This window comes from Corynebacterium tuscaniense DNF00037, assembly GCF_000759055.1.
In the GTDB taxonomy this organism is placed as follows: domain Bacteria; phylum Actinomycetota; class Actinomycetes; order Mycobacteriales; family Mycobacteriaceae; genus Corynebacterium; species Corynebacterium tuscaniense.
Genome location: NZ_JRNG01000018.1, coordinates 21882 through 39923, shown reverse-complemented (window position 1 = coordinate 39923; position 18042 = coordinate 21882). Strand labels below are relative to the sequence as shown.

The following is an 18042-nucleotide window of genomic DNA, read 5'->3' as shown; positions in this document are numbered from 1 at the left end:
CTGTTTTTTATGAATACCCACGCTGTGCGCGATGCTGCGCTGCTTATCGCACGTGTTGCCCTGGGTGTTATTTTCATCGCACGGGGATATCAGCATTGGGTCGGCGACGGTATGGCGCGAACAGTGGCGACATTCGCGCAAGCGGGAGTGCCACAACCGAAGCTTGCGGCATACACCGCAGCATCATTGGAGCTCGTCGGCGGGGCGTTGCTGATTATTGGGCTGCTCACCACCATCGTGGCCACGCTGTTGGCGCTGCTCGTGGCCGGTGCCGGCTATTTTGTGCACATGGATGCGGGCTTCTTCGCGGAACAAGGTGGCGTGGAATACCCGCTGGTTTTGGTTCTTCTCCTGCTTTTCATAGTTGTGTTTGGAGCAGGTCGGGCGAGTTTGGACAAGGTGCTGATCGATGATTAGCCACGCAGAGGTACAAGCAGCACTTTCAGCGCGTATCGACGGTGAAGACACCGGGCTGGACAATTCCGTCATTGATGCGCACTTGGACCATTGCGCCGAATGCTCGTCCTTCTGGGAGCGTTCCTTGGCATTGTCACGCTCCTTGAGCATTGTCGAAGCAGATGGCTCTATGGCGCCGCCGGATGACCTGTCGGACGTGATTTACGCTGGCGTGGAAACCGAATTTCACAAACTCGCCTCGCGCCGGCTCCTTGGGGTGAGCATTGGCCGCGTGATCCTTGCCATCCTGGCAGTGCTGTACATCTTGTGGGCAGGTCAGCTCGTCGCTGGTTCCGGTGCAGCGGAGTTGGACACTGAAGTGGCCAGCTTGCTCATCGGCTCGGCTGCCGTCCGCGTGGGCATCGCGGCAGCACTCCTGTTGGTGGCGTGGAAGCCCAACCAGATTCCGGGTGTTCTGCTCATCGTGGGAGCAATGTTCGGGTTTACCGTGGGCTTCGCTGTGTTGGATGCCGTGTCCGGTGACACCCCAGCACAGTGGCTGCACCTGGGCATGCTGTTATTCACCAGCGTCGCACTCGTATTCATGTGGGTTGCGGACCGTGGGCCATCCAACCCGTTGCGCACGCTCAGCGCTGGGCCACAGTAATTATCTCCAGCTCGGCAGCCACATGATCTGCGAGTAATAGCCATCGGGGATGACAAAGCCGTAAAGGATCGGGGAGAAGTACAAGAACATACCCACAGCCACGGCAAGGTATACCACTACAGCTAGTTGCCCCGACGTCATGCCGTAGCCGGCGAGCTTTCGCATCTGTGGCAGGGGCTTGCCACGCTGAGCAAGGTTCCCCAACGCCAGGGCGATGAGCACGATAGTGAAGGGCACCAGGGGAGCGGCGTAGAAGAAGTACATTTGGCGGTCAAACGCAGCCAGCCACGGCAGGAAGCCAGCGGCGAAACCGATGAGGGGCAGGATGACACGGCGGTCACCGCGGGAGATCCACATCCAGATCGCCCACAAGAGGATGGGCACGGTGAGCCACCAGATTGCCGGGGTGCCAAAGAGGTAAATCATCCGGCGGCATTCTTGGCCGCCCGCGCAATCGATGCCGGTAGAGGAGTAGTAGAGAATCGGCCGGGAAGCCACTAGCCAGGACCACGGTTTGGAATCCCAGGGGTGGGAGTGGCCGCCGGAGCTCGTCAACTCGGAGTGGAACCGCAGCACGGAGAAGTGGTAGTAGAACCAGCCGGCGATTGGTTCGGGCAGCTGGGTGAGCCAGGACCAGTCGGAGCCTTCGATGGTGCCGTCGGCAAGCGAATGCCTGTATACGGATGTCTCAGATGCGAACCAAGCGCGCCAAGACCAGACGTACAGCACCGCGGGGATGAGTACGATGGAGGCCAGCGCCGAGGGGACATCACGCAAAAGCGTGCCCGCAACCGGCTTGGCCACCCCGTAGCGGCGGCGCAGCCACAGGTCGTAGAAGGACGACAGCAGGCCAAAGAACGCGATGTAGTACAGGCCAGACCATTTCACAGACAGCGCTAATCCCAGCAATACACCCGTGGCAAAGCGCCACCAGCGGAAGCCCAGGCGAGGGCCGAAGGGACCGGATTCGGCGATGCGTCCGGTCACATACGCGTCGTGCAGACGCTGGTGCACTTGCCGCATGTCACCTGCCAGTGTCCACGCCGCCATGACGATGGGAAGCAAGATAAACACGTCGAGCATGCCGAAGCGGCCGATGACGAGCAAGACGCCGTCGACAAGCGCGAGAATGCCCGCAAACAAAGCGATCAACCAGGATTGCGACAAGCGTCGCGCAAGCAACATGGTGAACACAACCACCGCAGAACCGAAGAGTGCGGCGACGACACGCCACCCCAGCGGGGTATAGCCGTAAATCGCCTCACCGAGCGCCATCAACTGTTTGCCCAGCGGTGGGTGCACCACCAGGCCATAACCAGGGTTGGATTCAATTCCACCCAAAACCGGATTGAACGAGGAAACGAAAATGTCCCATGCCTGCGGCGCGTAGTGCTTCTCGTCGAAGACCGGGGTCCCCTTAGAATCCGCCATGGTCAGGCCCACAAACCGGGTGAACAGCGCAATGACGCCAATCACAACGGTGGTGATTGTGTCCCGGCGCGTCCACGACACGGTGACGGGGGCGGTGGGCGCGGGGGATTTAACGGCAAGACTCACGGCAGAACTCACGCTGGTGATCTTACTGCCCACCCTTAAGCTTGTTGCCATGGATGATTCGCTTGTTGCCTCGGGCATTCTTGTTGCAGCCACTCCGCTAGGCAATATTCGTGATGCCTCGCCGCGTCTCGTGGAAGCACTTGAGCGTGCAGATGTCATCGCCGCTGAGGACACGCGCCGGACCCGCTCGCTCGCCGTAGCGCTGGGCGCGGAGATTCGTGGCAAGGTCGTGTCCAATTTTGATCACAATGAGGAACAGCGAGCTCAGGAGCTTATCCGCGTCGCCCGCTCCGGCCTCGTCCTGGTCATCTCTGACGCGGGCATGCCGCTTGTGTCTGACCCTGGCCATTCGATCGTGTCCGCCGCACATGACGCTGGGGTTCGGGTCACCTGCCTGCCGGGCCCATCGGCGGTGACTACCGCGCTGGCATTGTCGGGGTTGGGTGTTGGCCGTTTCATTTTTGATGGCTTTGCGCCCCGCAAATCCGGTGCACGCACCACCTGGCTGGAATCTCTGAAGGGGGAGAAGCGCGCAATTTGTTTCTTTGAATCGCCTCATCGCATTGGTATGACTCTGGCCCATGCAGCTGAGGTGCTCGGCTCCGAACGTCGAGTAGCAGTGTGTCGCGAGCTGACCAAAACCTACGAAGAAGTACGCCGTGGCACCCTGGCTGAACTTGCCGAGTGGGCTGCTGATGGCCTGCGTGGTGAGATCACCGTTGTCATTGACGGTGCGGACTCCACACCGGCCCCCGCGGACGAAGAAGACTTGGTGGAAGCGGTCCTCGCCAAAGTGGATGCCGGCGTGCGTTTGAAGGATGCCGTCAAGGAAGTGGCCAAATCAGCCGGAGTGAAGGTCGGTGACCTCTACGACGCCGCGCTCAACAAACGGGGGTGAACGTCAATCGCGTGAGCATGGACGTAAGGTAGAACCATGCAAAAAAACGTTCTCGTCTGCGTGGCATGGCCGTACGCCAACGGTCCACGCCACATCGGTCATGTGGCCGGTTTCGGTGTCCCATCCGACGTCTTCGCCCGCTACCAGCGCATGGTGGGCAACAACGTGCTCATGGTCTCCGGCACCGACGAGCACGGCACGCCGCTGCTTGTCCAGGCGGACAAGGAGGGCGTGACCGTCAAGGAGCTCGCGGACCGCTACAACCGCCAGATCGTCGAGGACCTCGCTGGCCTGGGTCTGTCCTACGACCTGTTCACCCGCACCACCACCCGTAACCACTACGCGGTGGTGCAGGAGCTGTTCAAAGGCCTGTACGCCAATGGCTACATGATCAAGGAGACCACCAAGGGTGCGATCTCCCCGTCCACCGGCCGCACCTTGCCCGACCGCTATATTGAAGGCACCTGCCCGTTGTGTGGTGCCACCGATGCACGCGGCGACCAATGCGATAACTGCGGTAATCAGCTCGACCCGGTTGACCTGATCAACCCGGTGTCCAAGATCAACGGTGAGACCCCCGAGTTCGTTGAGACCGAGCACTTCATGCTCGACCTGCCCGCGCTTCACGACGCGTTGAAGGCCTGGCTCGAAACCCGCGAAGACTGGCGCCCCAACGTGCTGAAATTCTCTCTCAACCTGCTTGAGGACATGCGTCCGCGCTCCATGACCCGCGACATAGACTGGGGCATTCCCGTTCCGGTTGAGGGCTGGGAGAACGACCCGGGCAAGAAGCTCTACGTCTGGTTCGACGCCGTCATCGGTTACCTGTCTGCCTCCATCGAGTGGGCAGCGCGCAGCGGTAACCCGGAGGCGTGGAAGGAGTTCTGGCAGGATCCGTCCACAAACGGCTTCTACTTCATGGGCAAGGACAACATCACCTTCCACTCCCAGATCTGGCCGGGTGAACTCCTCGGCTATGCCGGCCTTGGTTCTAAGGGTGGGGAAGAGCACAAGTACGGCCGCCTGAACTTGCCGACGGAGGTTGTGTCCTCTGAGTTCCTCACCATGTCTGGTTCGAAGTTCTCCTCCTCCAAGGGCGTTGTTATTTACGTGAAGGACTTCCTCGCCACGTTCGGCCCTGATCCGCTGCGCTACTTCATCGCCGTTGCCGGCCCGGAGAACAATGACACGGACTTCACGTGGGACGAATTCGTCCGCCGCATCAACAATGAGCTGGCCAACGGCTGGGGCAACCTGGTCAACCGCACCGTGTCCATGGCGCACAAGAACTTCGGTGAAGTTCCCGTTCCTGGCACGCTCAACGAGGCTGACCGCGTCATCCTTGACCTCGCCTCCCAGACTTTCGAGTCTGCCGGCAAGGATCTCGCACTTGCCCACTTCAAGGCTGCGATCACCAAGATCATGCACGTCGTTGGCGAAGCAAATGCTTACATTGCCGACCAGGAGCCGTGGAAGCTGGCCAAGGACGACGCTCAGCGTGAGCGCCTTGCCACCGTGCTGTGGACTGCACTCCAGGTTGTGTCGGACTGCAACGCCATGCTCACCCCGTTCCTTCCGCACATCGCGCAGAAGGTCCACGAGACCCTCGGCCGCGACGGCATCTGGGCCGCCACCCCGCGCGTGGAAGAAGTCACCGATGACGAAGACCTGGATCTCGTCGGCGTCGACCTGCCTGAAAAGGGCCAGAGCTACCCAGTCATCACCGGTGACTACACCACCCAGCAGGCCACATGGGGCCGCGTCGATGTGGTGCCGGGCACGAAGCTGGAGAAACCACAGCCGCTCATCGCCAAGCTCGACCCCGAACTGGGTGAAACTGGCCCGGAGTGGGCGCCGGTTCAGTAGTCAACCTCCGGTTCTTCCGGGAACGGTACGGGGTGGAAAGGAAATTCCATCCCGTACTCACGTTCAAGGGATGACAGTGATTTGAGGCATTCTTCGTAGTCAAAGTTTTCCTCGAAAACATCGAGCACCCGGTGGCATTTGGCAAAGAAGCGGGAGCGGGTGCGTTTGAGGCGCTCCACATCGTCGATGGTGTGCTTCCAGCGCGGCGTGGTTTCGGTGACCTGGCTATTGATGAATCCGGTTTGGTCAGCCAGCGCGTAGGTGCCGTCAGAAAAGAGCCAGACCACGTCACCTGTAGAGTGATCTACCAGGTAGAACGCCCTGCGATCGGTTTTAACATTGTGGTGCTTTTGACAGAGGCAGTACAGGTTGCTCGCTGTTGTTGTACCACCGAGGCCGTAAGCGATGCGGTGGTCGAGCTGGCATTCCCAGGCTGTGCGCTCACAACCGGGGTAGACACAGGTGCCGTCGCGGCCGCGAACGAATGCGGCGATGTCAGCGGGTGGGACATAGCCAGGGATGCTGCGCGTGGAGGCTGCATCCATGTCTACAAGTTTTGGCTCAAAAGAATGGAACATCTCGGTTCCTGTTGCTGTGGTGAAGCCATGGCCCGGAATGAAGACGGAGGCGGATTCATCGATCGTGCCGTCCCTATTCTTGGGTGCGTAGCCAAACACGCGAGCAGTCGGGGTAGGGGAGAGCTTCCCGGTGAGGAGAAGCAGTGTGGCTTCATCATCAGTGATGCCGTGCTCTTTCGCGGTTGCACCAATAAAGGCTTTGACGGAGGCTGACGTGGCATGGTCCGCAATCAGGGTCATGCCAGTGGTGCCGTGGTGGTAGCCATCGTGGAAGGTGACTTCGCACTCGCCCGGTAAAAGGGTGCGTCCCTGTTCGCGCTTCTCACGTTTCTTGGAGTCATAGGCGACGGAGGAATCCATGTCGCCGATCGCCTTGTTCAGGCGGGTGGTGATGGTGTTCGCGCCGGGGAGCGCCTGGTTCGGCTTCGTTGGAGTGAATAGCGCGACCAGCAGAGCATCCAGTACCGCGAACACTTCGGGGTTAGGGGTTTCGCCGAGCACGCTGATGGCACGGTCGATGGCTTTCAAGCGGCGGAGGTCAAGACGGTGGGTGGCCTCTTGGAGGGCATGCAGTATAGGGAGATCTTTGAGGGTGCGGTAGGCGTAGACGGCACTGCGGACCTCAATGAGGGATAAACCCGTGGCGGAGCACATGCGGGCGAGTTCAGTGTCGTGGTCTTTGGAGCCCTCAAACTCATCGGCGGTGGCGTAGTGATGGAACACCGCGTGGAATGCCGCGCGCATGCCCATCCCGGCAACGGCATCGATGTTGTCGGGGTTCTCGGTGGCAAAGAAGGCAGTTGGGCTCGAGGGCGGTGGTTGTGGCGGACGGTCGGTCAATTGGGTCATGGTTCCCCCGTGTTGATGTGTTTTTAAGTTCGTACGAACATATTTTCACATCACTACGACACGTCACCGGTATCATTCGAACAGATTCGAAAAGGGGTTCGAGTATAAGGTGTGAACCGAAAGCTAATCGCCCAAGAACTGCTCAATGAAAGCAGTCAGCTTCCCGGTCGCCTCGTCTTCGAAACGCGTGTCCACCACCACAAGGGGAGCGGTGTACATCTCTCGGTCGGGGGAGGTGACAACGAGGTCGGTGCCGTAGGCGTCGACAAGCAATTGCCACTCGAAACCGTGCTCGCGGATGAACGCGTCGCCGAGCGCGGTGCCGTACATGCGCGCGATGTCGCCGCGAGAATAGCTGCGGCGTAGGTCGGGGTCGAGGGCGAGGTATTCGCCCAAGGTCTCTTCGAATGCGGCGACGATGTCGTCGATAGATCCGTTGATTCCGGCGACGGCAGCTTCGGCGAGGTCACGGTCGATTTGGGTGCGGGTTGCAGCATCGATGTCGTGGAATGTCATGTGCTCGAGGATAGGCTGGAATTCATGTCGAAGAAGAAACCTCGCCCCATTCCCGTCCCGGCTGAGCGAATTGCTGGGCTTATCGACGCACACACGCACCTCGCCTCAACCGGTGCCCGCAACAAGGACGAGGTGGATGCGATTGTGGCGCGTGCCGTGGACGCCGGCGTTGAACGGATCTGCACTGTCGGCGATGGCCTCGATGAGGCGGAGCTGGCATTGCAGGCCGCGCACTTCAACGACCGTGTGTTTGCGGCATGTGCGATCCATCCGACGCGCGCGGGTGAGCTCGATGGGGCGGCGCGCGAGCGGCTCACGCAGATGGCTACGGATGAGCGCTGCGTGGCAATTGGGGAGACTGGCATTGATACGCATTGGATCAAGCATGACCCCGACCGCACAGCACCGCTTGATGTGCAGGAAGAGGCGTTCCGCTGGCATATTCAGCTCGCGGTTGATTCTGGCAAGGCGCTCATGATTCACAACCGCGAGGGTGATGCGGACATGATGCGCATTCTCGCGGACGCGCCGCAACCGGAACATGTCATGCTGCACTGCTTTTCTTCGCCTCTCGACGTCGCACGCGAAGCCATCGACCGTGGTTACGTCCTGTCCTTTGCCGGGAATGTGACATTCAAACGGAACGACGAACTGCGTGAGGCTGCTGCTCTTGCGCCGGCCGGGCAGTTGCTCATTGAGACGGATGCGCCGTACATGACCCCGGAACCATTCCGTGGTGCACGAAATGAACCTGGACTCATTGGGCACACGGCGCACGTGGTGGCGGAGATGCGTGGGATGGCTGTGGGGGATCTTGCCACGGAAGTGGGGGAGACATTCAATCGTGTTTTTGGTGTGTGAAATAGGTGCGCGAGTGAGTACTGTCAACAAGAGTGATTATTGTGGCGATGAGTAGGCTTAATTAATAAAGACGTACTTGTACGTTTTGAAAATCTGCTGGTCTTCCGCGTACCTTTATCGTATTGTTATACTTGCTTGTATTATTCGAGCTATATCCCCAACGCTGTAAGGACTGTTCTTTTTATGTCGCATCATCGCCGCATCAATAAGAGTTCAACCACCCGCGCTGTGATCACTTCTTCTGCTATCGGCGCAATTGCTATCGGCAGTGCTGCCACCGCCATGGCGGCTCAGAAGGACGTCACTGTTGACGTTAACGGTGATGCAGTTGAGCTGAGTACCTTCGCTGGCAATGTTGGCGGTGCGCTCAAGGCAGCTGGTGTTGATGTGGGGGACAAGGACTTGGTGTACCCCGCGCCATCCGAATCGCTGGCGAACGGTGATACCGTGACCGTGCGCACCGCCAAGCCGGTCGCAGTGTCTATCGATGGTGGTCAGGCGCAGGAATTCACCACCACGGCCGCAACCGTGGATGATCTGCTCGGTGAGCTGCCTGGTATCGTCGGCGGCTCCAGCCATAGTTACGGCGAGGGCCAGGCAGTCAAAGACAATATGACCATTGAGGTCACCTCCCCGAAAATCGTGGCTATCCGTGATGGTGGGAACGTTACTTACACTTCTGCTGCTGCCAAGACTGTAGGGGATCTGCTGGCAGCACGCGGTGTCCTCGTGGATTCCAATGACCGTGTGAGCCCGGCACTGGATACGCCGGTGACGGAGAATATGACGGTGGAGATTGAGCGCGTTGATGTAACAGAACGCGCAGCTACCGAGGCATACGATGCTGAGCCGAAGTACGTTGACGATGAATCCCTCGCCCCAGGCCAGGAGCAGGTCCGCGAGGAAGGTGCGAAGGGTGAGCGTAAGGTCATTCGCCGGGTAGTCACCGTGAATGGCGCTGTTGAGTCTGATGAGGAAGTTGGACGGGTAGAAACCCGTCCGGCCCGCCAAGCTGTCATTGCGCGTGGCAAAACCCCGGGCAATACCGGTGCGGCTGCACCGGCCGTGAGCGGCGGTTCCGTGTGGGATTCCATTGCGCAGTGTGAATCCGGTGGCAATTGGGCCATCAATACTGGTAACGGATACTACGGTGGCCTCCAGTTCGCAGCTTCCACTTGGTCTGCTTACGGTGGCGGCCAGTATGCCCCGACGGCGAACCTGGCTACCCGTGAACAGCAGATCGCCATTGCGCAGAAGGTTCAGGCATCACAGGGCTGGGGCGCATGGCCCGCCTGCACGGCACGCCTGGGTATCCGCTAATCTCTGCAGGGCATGACCGTAGAGGATGTTCGCCTGCTGAACCCGCCGGACATTCGTGCGCTGGCAGAAGAATTGGACGTTGCCCCAACTAAAAAATTGGGGCAGAACTTCGTCCATGACCCCAACACCGTGCGTCGCATTGTCGCCGCGGCGGAGTTAGGGGAGGCAGAGACTGTCCTTGAGGTGGGGCCTGGTCTTGGTTCTCTCACATTGGGCCTTATTAATGTTGCCGAGCATGTCACCGCGGTGGAAATTGACCCGCGGTTGGCAGGTCGCCTCGCGGTGACAGTGGAGGGGCGTGCCCCAGCCCATGCCCACAAGCTTGAGATTGTGGGTATGGATGCCATGAAGATTAAGGCCGCAGATCTCAGCCGTGACCCCACCGCCTTGGTGGCAAACCTGCCCTACAATGTCGCGGTTCCGGTGCTGCTGCATTTGCTGGCGGAGCTGCCGTCAATTCGTACGGTGCTCGTGATGGTTCAGCTGGAGGTTGCACAAAGGCTTGCGGCGAAACCAGGTTCCAAAATTTATGGCGTGCCGAGTGTGAAGGCGTCTTTTTATGGGGACGTGCGTACCGCGGGGACGATTGGTAAAAACGTGTTCTGGCCAGCGCCGAACATTGAATCGGGGCTCGTACACATTGATGTTAAGGAGAAGGACTGGTCGCGCTCGGCGCGTGAGAAGGTTTTTCCGCTTATCGACGCAGCTTTTGCCCAACGCCGCAAAACCCTCCGTGCCTGCCTCGCCGGTGTCTATGGTTCGGCTGCTGCCGCTGAGGGTGCACTCCGAGCGGCGGGGATTGATCCGCAGTTGCGTGGGGAGAAGCTGTCGGTGGAAGACTTTGTACGACTGGCTGAGGTGAGCGCGCTGTGACGGTGAAACCATCTGCCGCGCGGGCGAATGGCAAGGTCAACCTTCACCTTGGGGTGGGGGAGGCTCGTTCGGATGGCTACCATGAGTTATCCACGGTGTTCATGGCGGTTGACCGGCAGGAAATAGTGGCGTTGATCCCGGAGCCGGGTGCAGATGTCACCTGTGGTGTGGTGGCGGGTATGTACACCAGTTTTCACGTGTCGGAACCGGATGAGGATTTGGATACACCAAATAATTTGGCCTGGCGTGCTGTGAACGCAATCTGTGCGGGGGCGGATGTGGAGCCTGTCCGGATTGAGGTGGACAAGGCCATCCCTGTTGCCGGTGGTATGGCGGGCGGTTCGGCCGATGCTGCGGCGGCAATCAAGGCTGCCGTGGGCTATATGGCACAGCATGGCGTGGACGTGCCGGCGGATCGTGTGCAGGCCGTGGCAGCGGAACTAGGCGCGGATGTGCCTTTCGCTCTCATGGGCGGTATTGCGCTAGGGACAGAACGGGGAGATGCGCTCGTGCCTATGATGGGGCGAGGTGAGTACTGGTTTGCCTTTCTCAACCCTGGGGTTGGTCTGTCCACCGGTAAGGTTTTTGAGCACCTTGATGACATGCGCTTTAACAGTGCCTCGGTGGTGCCTAAGATGGACACCACTTTGCTGTCCCGGGCGCTGCTGTCGGGGGATCCAGTGCAAGTGGGCGCAGCAATGCACAATGATTTGGAGGCGGCAGCATTATCGCTGCAGCCACGGTTGCACACACTAATTCGTGATGCGGAGAAAGCGGGGGCGATCCGGGCGATGGTGTCAGGTTCTGGTCCAACGGTGGCAGCATTGTGCCCCGACCGTGAAACTGCGCTGGCGGTAGTGGAAGAGCTCACGCGTGACGGCTCCGCCGAAGGGTTTGCTGCGTGTGGTCCGGCCACAGGGGCGACGCTGCTGTAGTCGTGCCTAGACTAGTTGCATCATGGCAAACCTGATCAACCTGGAAAATGTGTCCAAAACCTGGGGTTTGAAGACCCTGTTGGACAAGGTGTCCCTTGGCGTTCAAACTGGCGACCGCATTGGCGTTGTGGGGCTTAACGGCGGTGGAAAGACAACGCTGCTGGAAGTGCTCACCGGTATTGAATCTCCGGACGAAGGGCGTGTGTCGCACGCCAATGATCTGCGCATGGCGGTGGTGACTCAGCGCTTTGACTTACCGGAAGATATGACGGTTGGCCAGGCCGTGGTGGAACCTCTCGGTTTGGAGGTCTACGAGTGGGCGTCCAACGCCAAGGTGCGTGAGGTGCTCGCGGGCACGGGCGTGGCTGAGCTGGGGTTAGAGACTCCAGTGGGGCAGCTTTCTGGCGGGGAGCGCCGCCGTGTGAATCTGGCTGCCGCGCTGGTTCGTGATCTAGACCTGATCGTGCTGGATGAGCCCACGAACCATCTTGACGTTGAAGGTGTGCAGTGGTTGGCGGACCATTTGATGAAGCGCAAGATTGCTCTCGTTGTGGTCACGCACGACCGTTGGTTCCTGGACACTGTAGCCACGTTGACGTGGGAGGTCCACGATGGCAAGGTGGATGTCTACGAAGGTGGCTACAACGACTGGACGTTTGCCCGTGCGGAACGTGCGCGTCAGGCGGATGCGATTGAGCAGCGGCGCCAGAACTTGGCGCGAAAGGAGCTAGCGTGGCTGCGACGCGGGGCGCCGGCGAGGACGTCAAAGCCCCGGTATCGCATTGAGGCAGCGGAGGCCCTGATCGCTGATGTGCCAGCGCCGCGCGACACGGTTGAACTCATGGCCTTTTCCAAGCAGCGTCAAGGACGTGTGGTCATTGAGTTGGAGGATGCGCGGATTGATGCGCCGGATGGGCGGACGCTAGTGGATCACCTGACGTGGCGTTTAGCACCGGGTGAGCGCATCGGTCTGGTTGGGGTGAATGGTTCCGGAAAGACCACCTTGTTGCGCACCTTGGCGGGGGACTATCCGCTGGCGGGCGGCAAGCGAATTGAAGGACTGACCACTAAGGTTGGGTGGCTGCGCCAAGAATTGGATGACTTAGACCCCAGTCGTCGCGTGATTGATGCAGTGGAGGACGTGGCCACCTACATCACGATGGGCAAGAAGGAGATGTCTGCCTCCCAGTTAGCGGAGCGCCTTGGCTTCAGCCCGAAACGTCAGCGCACACCAGTCGGCGATTTGTCGGGCGGTGAGCGCCGTCGCCTTCAGCTCACTCGCGTGCTCATGGGCGAGCCGAATGTGTTGCTTCTCGACGAGCCTACGAACGACCTCGACATCGACACCCTCCAGGAACTCGAAGACCTGCTGGATAGTTGGCCGGGAACACTCGTGGTTATTTCCCACGACCGCTACTTGATTGAACGCATCGCGGATGTCACCTATGCGCTGTTTGGGGATGGCAAGCTGACCAACCTGCCCGGTGGTATCGAGCAATACCTCAAACAGCGTGAGGGGATGGAAGCGCGGGCAGGCGTGCTTGATCTGGGAGAGGTCGATGGGAAGAAGGGGAAGAAGGATGCGCGGGAGGCGTCGACAAGCGAAAAGGCCTTGAGCCCGCAGCAATGGCGCGAAGTGTCGAAGAAAATGAGCGCGCTGGAACGCAAGCTTGAGAAGCTGGATTCGCAGGTGGAAGCCCTGGAAGCGGAGATTACGGCGATGTCGGGTGAGGGTGATCCTGATTTTGAGGCCATCGGCGCGAAGTCAGGGGAGCTTTCGCAGTTGCGTGAACGGCGTGAAGATCTTGAGCTTGAGTGGCTTGAGCTGGGGGAACAGTTAGAAGCGTAAAGCAATCTAAATTTTTCTTTCATTTTGCTTACAAAAAAGTAAGTCCCATGTAATCTGCCTGCTATGACTCAGATCACATTCGGACGACGTACGTTTATGGCTGGGGCTGGTTTGGCAGCGGCTGGGGTGGCAGCTTCGCGAGTGCCCAGAGCGCACGCGCAAGAGGATTCGGGGCCAGAGCTCATTGTTGGTCGCGGCATGGCAGACATGACGGGCGAGCCACTTGGCGCAGGCATGAATGGCTATGCCGTGATGGCGCAATCGACAACTGGTATTCGTCTACGCCAATTTGCACGAGCATTCATTTTTGAGGATGCCGCCGGTGTGAGCACCGTTTTTGTTATCGCGGAGATGGGGCTGATGTTCCAGTCCATTCAGCTGGAGGTTCTGCGCAGACTTAAAGAGGAATTCGGTGCGGCGTATAACGAATCCAATGTGTTCATTTCCGCTTCCCACACGCATGTGGGGCCGGGTGGAACGTCCGGGCACCTCATGGTGGACTTGACCACGCTGGGTTTCCGGCCCGTCACGTTTGAGGCAACCGTTGCTGGCATTGTTGAGGCCATCAAGCGAGCACATGCTGATAAACAGCTCTCCACATTGCGACTCGTCCGTGGTGAAGTGCGGGAGGCAGGAGTGAACCGCTCTTTTGAGGCCTTCTCGCGCAATCCGGATGAGGAGAAGATTGCATTCCCCAAAGGGGTGAACCCGGAGAGCATCACGCTATTCATCGCGCGCGGCGGCAAAGACGTGGGCCTGATCAACTGGTACGGGCTGCACGCCACGAGCTTTGGTCACAAGCACACGCTTATCGACGGCGACCATAAGGGCTGGTCCTCCTGGCGCATGGAACGTGAGAACGGCACAGTACACCGTGAGGCGGAAAATGCGCCGTTCGTGGCGGCCTTTGCCACGGCGCCACAGGGCGACATCACTCCTAACATGGGGCTGCAGCCACAGACGGGGCCTGGCTTGGAAAATGAGGCACTATCCGCGCAGGTTTTGGGCGACCGTCAGATCGATGCCACCCGTGGGCCAGGCACGCGCGTCATTGACATCACGGGGAAGAATGGACCGACGATCCGCAACCGCTACAAGTGGGCGGACATGCGGGATGTGACTATTGACGGGCGCTTTACCCCCGACGGCACTGAGCAGAAAACCGGCCCGGCGATCTTGGGCGCGGCGTTTGCCGCTTCCAGCCAGGAAGATGGTGGCGGACTGGACGTGCCCATCTTCAACGAGGGGGAGCGCGGTGGAACGCCCTGGGTGAAGGAGCTCGGTGATGTTGTCGTTCCGGAGGACTGGAGAGAGATCCACGGCAACAAAGAAATACTGCTACCCCTTGGCTTTATTGATGGGATGATCCAGCAAGTGCTGTTGTTCTCTGTCACGCAGATTGCGGGCCTGACCATCATCACCAACTCCATGGAACCCACCTCCATGGCGGGCTACCGGATGCGCCAGCACGTCGCGGAGGTGCTCGACGTTCCGTTAGAAACCGTCATCTGCATGGGCTACACCAGTGGCTATGCCCACTACGTGACAACGCCGGAAGAGTACGACAATCAGGATTATGAAGGAGGTGCCACCATCTTCGGGCGCCATCAACTCTGCGCCATGATGCAGGTCTACGACGAGCTGGCTGAGTCCTTGCGCGATGGCACCCAGATTGATGTTGGTGCCGCTGGCGGGGACCTCACCGGATTGATCCCCACCTCGTTATCCGGCCAGCCTGGGATTGACCAGCCGGCATGGGGCATGGAATTCGGTGATGTGATTACCGCCAGCAGTACCGTTGTTGTCGGTGCCAGGGCAACAGCCACTTTCTGCTTTGCCAACCCCAACTCGGATCTACGACACGGGCAGGGCTACGTGACCATTACGAATGCGGCGGGGGAGATCGTGGCAGATGATTTCCACGCTGACACCATCATCGAGTTTGTGAAGAACGCGGGGACCACCAACGCCCGTGTTTCTTGGGACACGAAGGATGCCGCACCGGGCATGTACACCATCCGTGTGGATGGTTCTTCCCGCGATGTATCCGGAGGCCTAACGCCGTTTACGGGCTCGGCCACAGTGACCGTCGCATAGCGCTCGGACTAGCCGAGCGCAAAAGGTGACCACTTCACCGGGAAGATTGTGGTGGGGACTACCGTTAGGGATATGACTTCCAATAAGCCTGAGACCGCAAGCAAGCCCCCGAAGCTATCCAAGAAAGCCTATGAAAAGGAGCTGCTCCGCCTCCAGGCTGAGTTGGTGAAGATGCAGCAGTGGGTTGTAGCCACCGGCGCTCGCATCGTCGTTGTGATGGAAGGCCGCGATGCTGCTGGTAAGGGGTCCGCCATCAAGCGCATCACGCAGTACCTCAACCCGCGCGTGTGTCGCATCGAGGCTCTGCCGAAGCCGACGGAGCGTGAGCAGACCCAGTGGTACTTCCAGCGCTACATTGAAAAGTTGCCGGCTGCCGGTGAGATTGTCATCTTTGACCGCTCCTGGTACAACCGCGCTGGTGTTGAGCGTGTGATGGGCTTTTGCACCTCGCAGGAGTACCGCCGCTTCCTGCACCAGGCGCCGATCTTTGAGCGCCTGCTAGTGGAGGATGGGATCCTTCTGCGCAAGTACTGGTTCTCCGTCTCTGATGAGGAGCAGTACGCACGCTTCAAGTCCCGTCACAATGATCCGCTGCGTCAGTGGAAGCTCTCGCCGATGGATCTGGAGTCCATTACGAAGTGGGAGGATTACTCCCGCGCGAAGGATGAGATGTTCATCCACACCGACATTCCGGCCGCGCCCTGGTACACGGTAGAGTCGGAGGACAAGAAGCGTTCACGCATCAACGTGATCTCGCACCTGCTGTCCACCATTCCGTACGAGCATCTTGAACCGGACCTGCCGGAGATTCCCGAGCGCCCCACCTCGGTGGATTATGAGCGTCCGCCACGCGATGAGTTCCGCTACGTGCCGGATGTGGCTTCCAAGCTGGAGCGTGGGAAGAAAAAGAAGAAAGACGCTTAAGCTTTCTTTTTCGGGTAGCCGCGCGGTGTGCTGACAGTTTTGTCACCCGGGATCCAGAAACGGTAAGGCGCATCCACGTTTTTACTGATCCCGATGCGCGGCCCCGCCACCCATTCGGGTTCATCTTCGCGCAAGGTCAGCTGCACTTCGGTGCCGTTGTCTGCGAGATCCAAGCCCAGTGCGCGCCCTAAATTGCCAGGTCCGCGCGCCAAATTTTCGTCGACAATAGGCTTGCGGTTTTTCGCTTGTCGACGTTCCCTGGCAAGCTCTATACCCTCCACCACCTCTCCACCCCGCATGAGGCAGCCCTGGCCGGTACCTTCAGGGGCGCACACGATGTTGCCATTGAAGTGGATGCCATAGGACAAATAGACATAAAACCGCCCGGGCGGGCCAAACATAGCTGCATTGCGGGCGGTTTTACCGTTATATGTGTGCGCTGCTGGGTCCTCCGCGCCCAGGTACGCTTCCACTTCCGTCAGCCGAATAGTCACACCACGGTGGGTGACATAGCAGCCGAGCAACTGTGGGGCGACGATGTGAGCTGGTGCGGAGAAATCGACCATTGGGTGGGCTTAACGTGCTGGCAGCTCAATCTTGGGCATGTGAGGCGCCAAGATCTCGCCGAGACCCTTGAACAGTGCAACGAGCACCAGGCCCACACCACCAATGGCGAGGATGAGTGTGAGCCCGTGCGTTGCTTTCTGCATCGGGGAACCCTCACCAGTCGAGGAAAGATCTAAAGACTTCAGATCCTGGAAGCTGCTCTTCTCCGAGTCACCCGCAGCGTCGGACGACGACTGTGTCTCCGCGGTAGCGACCGGAGCTGAAACAGCGCCTGTTGCCAAGGCCACAGCGGTGGCTGCAGCGATGGTGGTTGTAGAAAACAGGTGACGGTGCTTCTTCATAGCGTTCTATCCTATTGAACGTTGGCTTCAAGTGGGCCAGGAGGGGGATTACTTCAGGAAACCAGCCTGGTGAGCTAAGAACGCGCCACCACCGATCAGAGCCAGCAGAGCAACGATGATGCCGATGATGCCGCCGGTGCTCAGGCTGCTGCCGTTCGGCTCATTCGGGTTGCTTGGCTTATCCGGGTTGGTCGGGTTATCCGGCGTGCCCGGCTGCTCAGGGTTGTTCGGCTCCTCAGGCTTGACTGGTCCACCGAACTTAATGTTGAAATCGGCTGCGGAAGTGTCAGCGTTGGACTCCTCGTAGAAAATAAACGCGTCTAATCCGCCTTGGAGAAGTCGTCCCTTTTCTGAGGTTGAAGTGACCGACTGGTTCGCAGCAGGTTTGATCGGTGTGGTGAGTGGCAACTTAGCAAACTCGACGTCGTTGCCCTTACGGTCCTCCAGCGGCTCTCCGTCTGGATTCGAACCCTTGCTGAGGTAATCTACGGTGACGATTGCTTCTTTCTCGGTCACCTTGACCTTGAAATCTGACAGTGCGACGTCGAGGCCGTAGCCACCTTTGGGGCCATGTCCCTTGTGCCCAAGGAAGTGAACAGCACCGTCGAGGTCAATAGTGCCTACACCAGCAGCATTGATGGACGTGTTCTTGGTATCGACAGGGAACTTTAGGTTAGTGATCTTGCCTTTGCCGTCCTTGACGGTTTCCAGCCCGTCAGTGGCATCAACGGTGCCTTTGGCGATTGGGCCCTGGATGTACCGCAGGAATGAGTCCTTGATTGACCACGTGACATATCCAGATTGCACGGACGGGGCCGGCTGCGATTCTTCTGCGGATGCGAATGGGGTGAGGGTGGATGTGGCTGCGAGTGCGGTGGCTGTTGCCACTGCGGTGAGAGAAGTGCTTGCGAGACGCATGAGCATCCTTTCTGAGAGCATCATTAGGAA

17 protein-coding genes are annotated in these 18042 nt (G+C 59.3%); 11 read left to right on the top strand and 6 right to left on the bottom strand.

Features of this window, described 5'->3' with window-relative positions:
- Positions 1-9: 9 nt before the first annotated feature.
- The gene (locus tag HMPREF2129_RS05130; RefSeq protein WP_034663972.1) at positions 10-417 is read left to right on the top strand and encodes a DoxX family protein; all 408 of its coding nucleotides are present in this window, start codon (positions 10-12) and stop codon (positions 415-417) included.
- On the top strand, positions 410-1063 hold the full coding sequence (locus tag HMPREF2129_RS05125) for a zf-HC2 domain-containing protein (protein ID WP_034663970.1): 654 nt from the start codon (positions 410-412) through the stop codon (positions 1061-1063). The genes HMPREF2129_RS05130 and HMPREF2129_RS05125 overlap by 8 nt, the downstream gene beginning before the upstream one ends.
- Here the strand turns inward: HMPREF2129_RS05125 and HMPREF2129_RS05120 are convergent, their stop codons facing one another.
- Positions 1064-2779 carry a dolichyl-phosphate-mannose--protein mannosyltransferase gene (locus tag HMPREF2129_RS05120; protein WP_408605821.1) on the bottom strand — a complete coding sequence of 572 codons (1716 nt, stop codon included), beginning with the start codon at positions 2777-2779 and terminating at the stop codon, positions 1064-1066.
- Here HMPREF2129_RS05120 and rsmI point away from each other — a divergent pair.
- Complete coding sequence (rsmI, locus tag HMPREF2129_RS05115) at positions 2670-3518, top strand: 16S rRNA (cytidine(1402)-2'-O)-methyltransferase (protein ID WP_034664040.1); 849 nt, start codon at positions 2670-2672, stop codon at positions 3516-3518. The genes HMPREF2129_RS05120 and rsmI overlap by 110 nt on opposite strands.
- 36 nt (positions 3519-3554) lie before the next feature.
- On the top strand, positions 3555-5384 hold the full coding sequence (gene metG, locus HMPREF2129_RS05110) for a methionine--tRNA ligase (protein WP_034663967.1): 1830 nt from the start codon (positions 3555-3557) through the stop codon (positions 5382-5384).
- Here metG and HMPREF2129_RS05105 read toward each other — a convergent pair.
- Together HMPREF2129_RS05105 and HMPREF2129_RS05100 are read right to left on the bottom strand one after the other, a co-directional pair.
- Positions 5378-6811, bottom strand: coding sequence for an HNH endonuclease signature motif containing protein (locus HMPREF2129_RS05105; RefSeq protein WP_034663963.1), 1434 nt, complete (start codon positions 6809-6811; stop codon positions 5378-5380). The genes metG and HMPREF2129_RS05105 overlap by 7 nt on opposite strands.
- Positions 6812-6934: 123 nt before the next feature.
- Positions 6935-7327 carry a DUF3806 domain-containing protein gene (locus HMPREF2129_RS05100; RefSeq protein ID WP_034663959.1) on the bottom strand — a complete coding sequence of 131 codons (393 nt, stop codon included), beginning with the start codon at positions 7325-7327 and terminating at the stop codon, positions 6935-6937.
- A gap of 24 nt (positions 7328-7351) precedes the next feature.
- Between HMPREF2129_RS05100 and HMPREF2129_RS05095 the strand changes: the two genes are divergently transcribed.
- The 7 genes from HMPREF2129_RS05095 to ppk2 all read left to right on the top strand — a co-directional run bounded on the left by HMPREF2129_RS05095 (position 7352) and on the right by ppk2 (position 16186).
- Entirely contained in the window at positions 7352-8188 is an 837-nt protein-coding gene (locus HMPREF2129_RS05095; RefSeq protein ID WP_034663957.1) for a TatD family hydrolase, read from the top strand.
- Positions 8189-8371: 183 nt separating this feature from the next.
- Positions 8372-9508 carry a resuscitation-promoting factor gene (locus HMPREF2129_RS05090; RefSeq protein WP_034663955.1) on the top strand — a complete coding sequence of 379 codons (1137 nt, stop codon included), beginning with the start codon at positions 8372-8374 and terminating at the stop codon, positions 9506-9508.
- A 12-nt stretch (positions 9509-9520) separates the two neighbouring features.
- Entirely contained in the window at positions 9521-10381 is an 861-nt protein-coding gene (rsmA, locus tag HMPREF2129_RS05085; protein WP_034663953.1) for a 16S rRNA (adenine(1518)-N(6)/adenine(1519)-N(6))-dimethyltransferase RsmA, read from the top strand.
- Positions 10378-11316 carry a 4-(cytidine 5'-diphospho)-2-C-methyl-D-erythritol kinase gene (locus HMPREF2129_RS05080; protein WP_034663951.1) on the top strand — a complete coding sequence of 313 codons (939 nt, stop codon included), beginning with the start codon at positions 10378-10380 and terminating at the stop codon, positions 11314-11316. Before rsmA ends, HMPREF2129_RS05080 begins: the two co-directional genes overlap by 4 nt.
- Before the next feature lie 22 nt (positions 11317-11338).
- A complete protein-coding gene (locus tag HMPREF2129_RS05075; protein ID WP_034663949.1) occupies positions 11339-13165 on the top strand; it encodes an ABC-F family ATP-binding cassette domain-containing protein in 1827 nt (608 codons plus the stop codon).
- A 63-nt stretch (positions 13166-13228) separates the two neighbouring features.
- Positions 13229-15262 carry a neutral/alkaline non-lysosomal ceramidase N-terminal domain-containing protein gene (locus HMPREF2129_RS05070; RefSeq protein ID WP_084576567.1) on the top strand — a complete coding sequence of 678 codons (2034 nt, stop codon included), beginning with the start codon at positions 13229-13231 and terminating at the stop codon, positions 15260-15262.
- Between the two features lie 72 nt (positions 15263-15334).
- Entirely contained in the window at positions 15335-16186 is an 852-nt protein-coding gene (gene ppk2 / locus HMPREF2129_RS05065) for a polyphosphate kinase 2 (protein WP_034663947.1), read from the top strand.
- Here ppk2 and HMPREF2129_RS05060 read toward each other — a convergent pair.
- The 3 genes from HMPREF2129_RS05060 to HMPREF2129_RS10600 are packed head-to-tail and all read right to left on the bottom strand — an operon-like array spanning position 16183 to position 18012.
- Entirely contained in the window at positions 16183-16752 is a 570-nt protein-coding gene (locus HMPREF2129_RS05060; RefSeq protein ID WP_034663945.1) for a DNA-3-methyladenine glycosylase, read from the bottom strand. The genes ppk2 and HMPREF2129_RS05060 overlap by 4 nt on opposite strands.
- A gap of 9 nt (positions 16753-16761) precedes the next feature.
- The gene (locus HMPREF2129_RS05055; RefSeq protein ID WP_034663942.1) at positions 16762-17094 is read right to left on the bottom strand and encodes a hypothetical protein; all 333 of its coding nucleotides are present in this window, start codon (positions 17092-17094) and stop codon (positions 16762-16764) included.
- A gap of 48 nt (positions 17095-17142) precedes the next feature.
- Positions 17143-18012: an HtaA domain-containing protein gene (locus HMPREF2129_RS10600; RefSeq protein WP_052092804.1), complete on the bottom strand. Its 870-nt coding sequence runs from the start codon at positions 18010-18012 to the stop codon at positions 17143-17145.
- Positions 18013-18042: the final 30 nt, after the last annotated feature.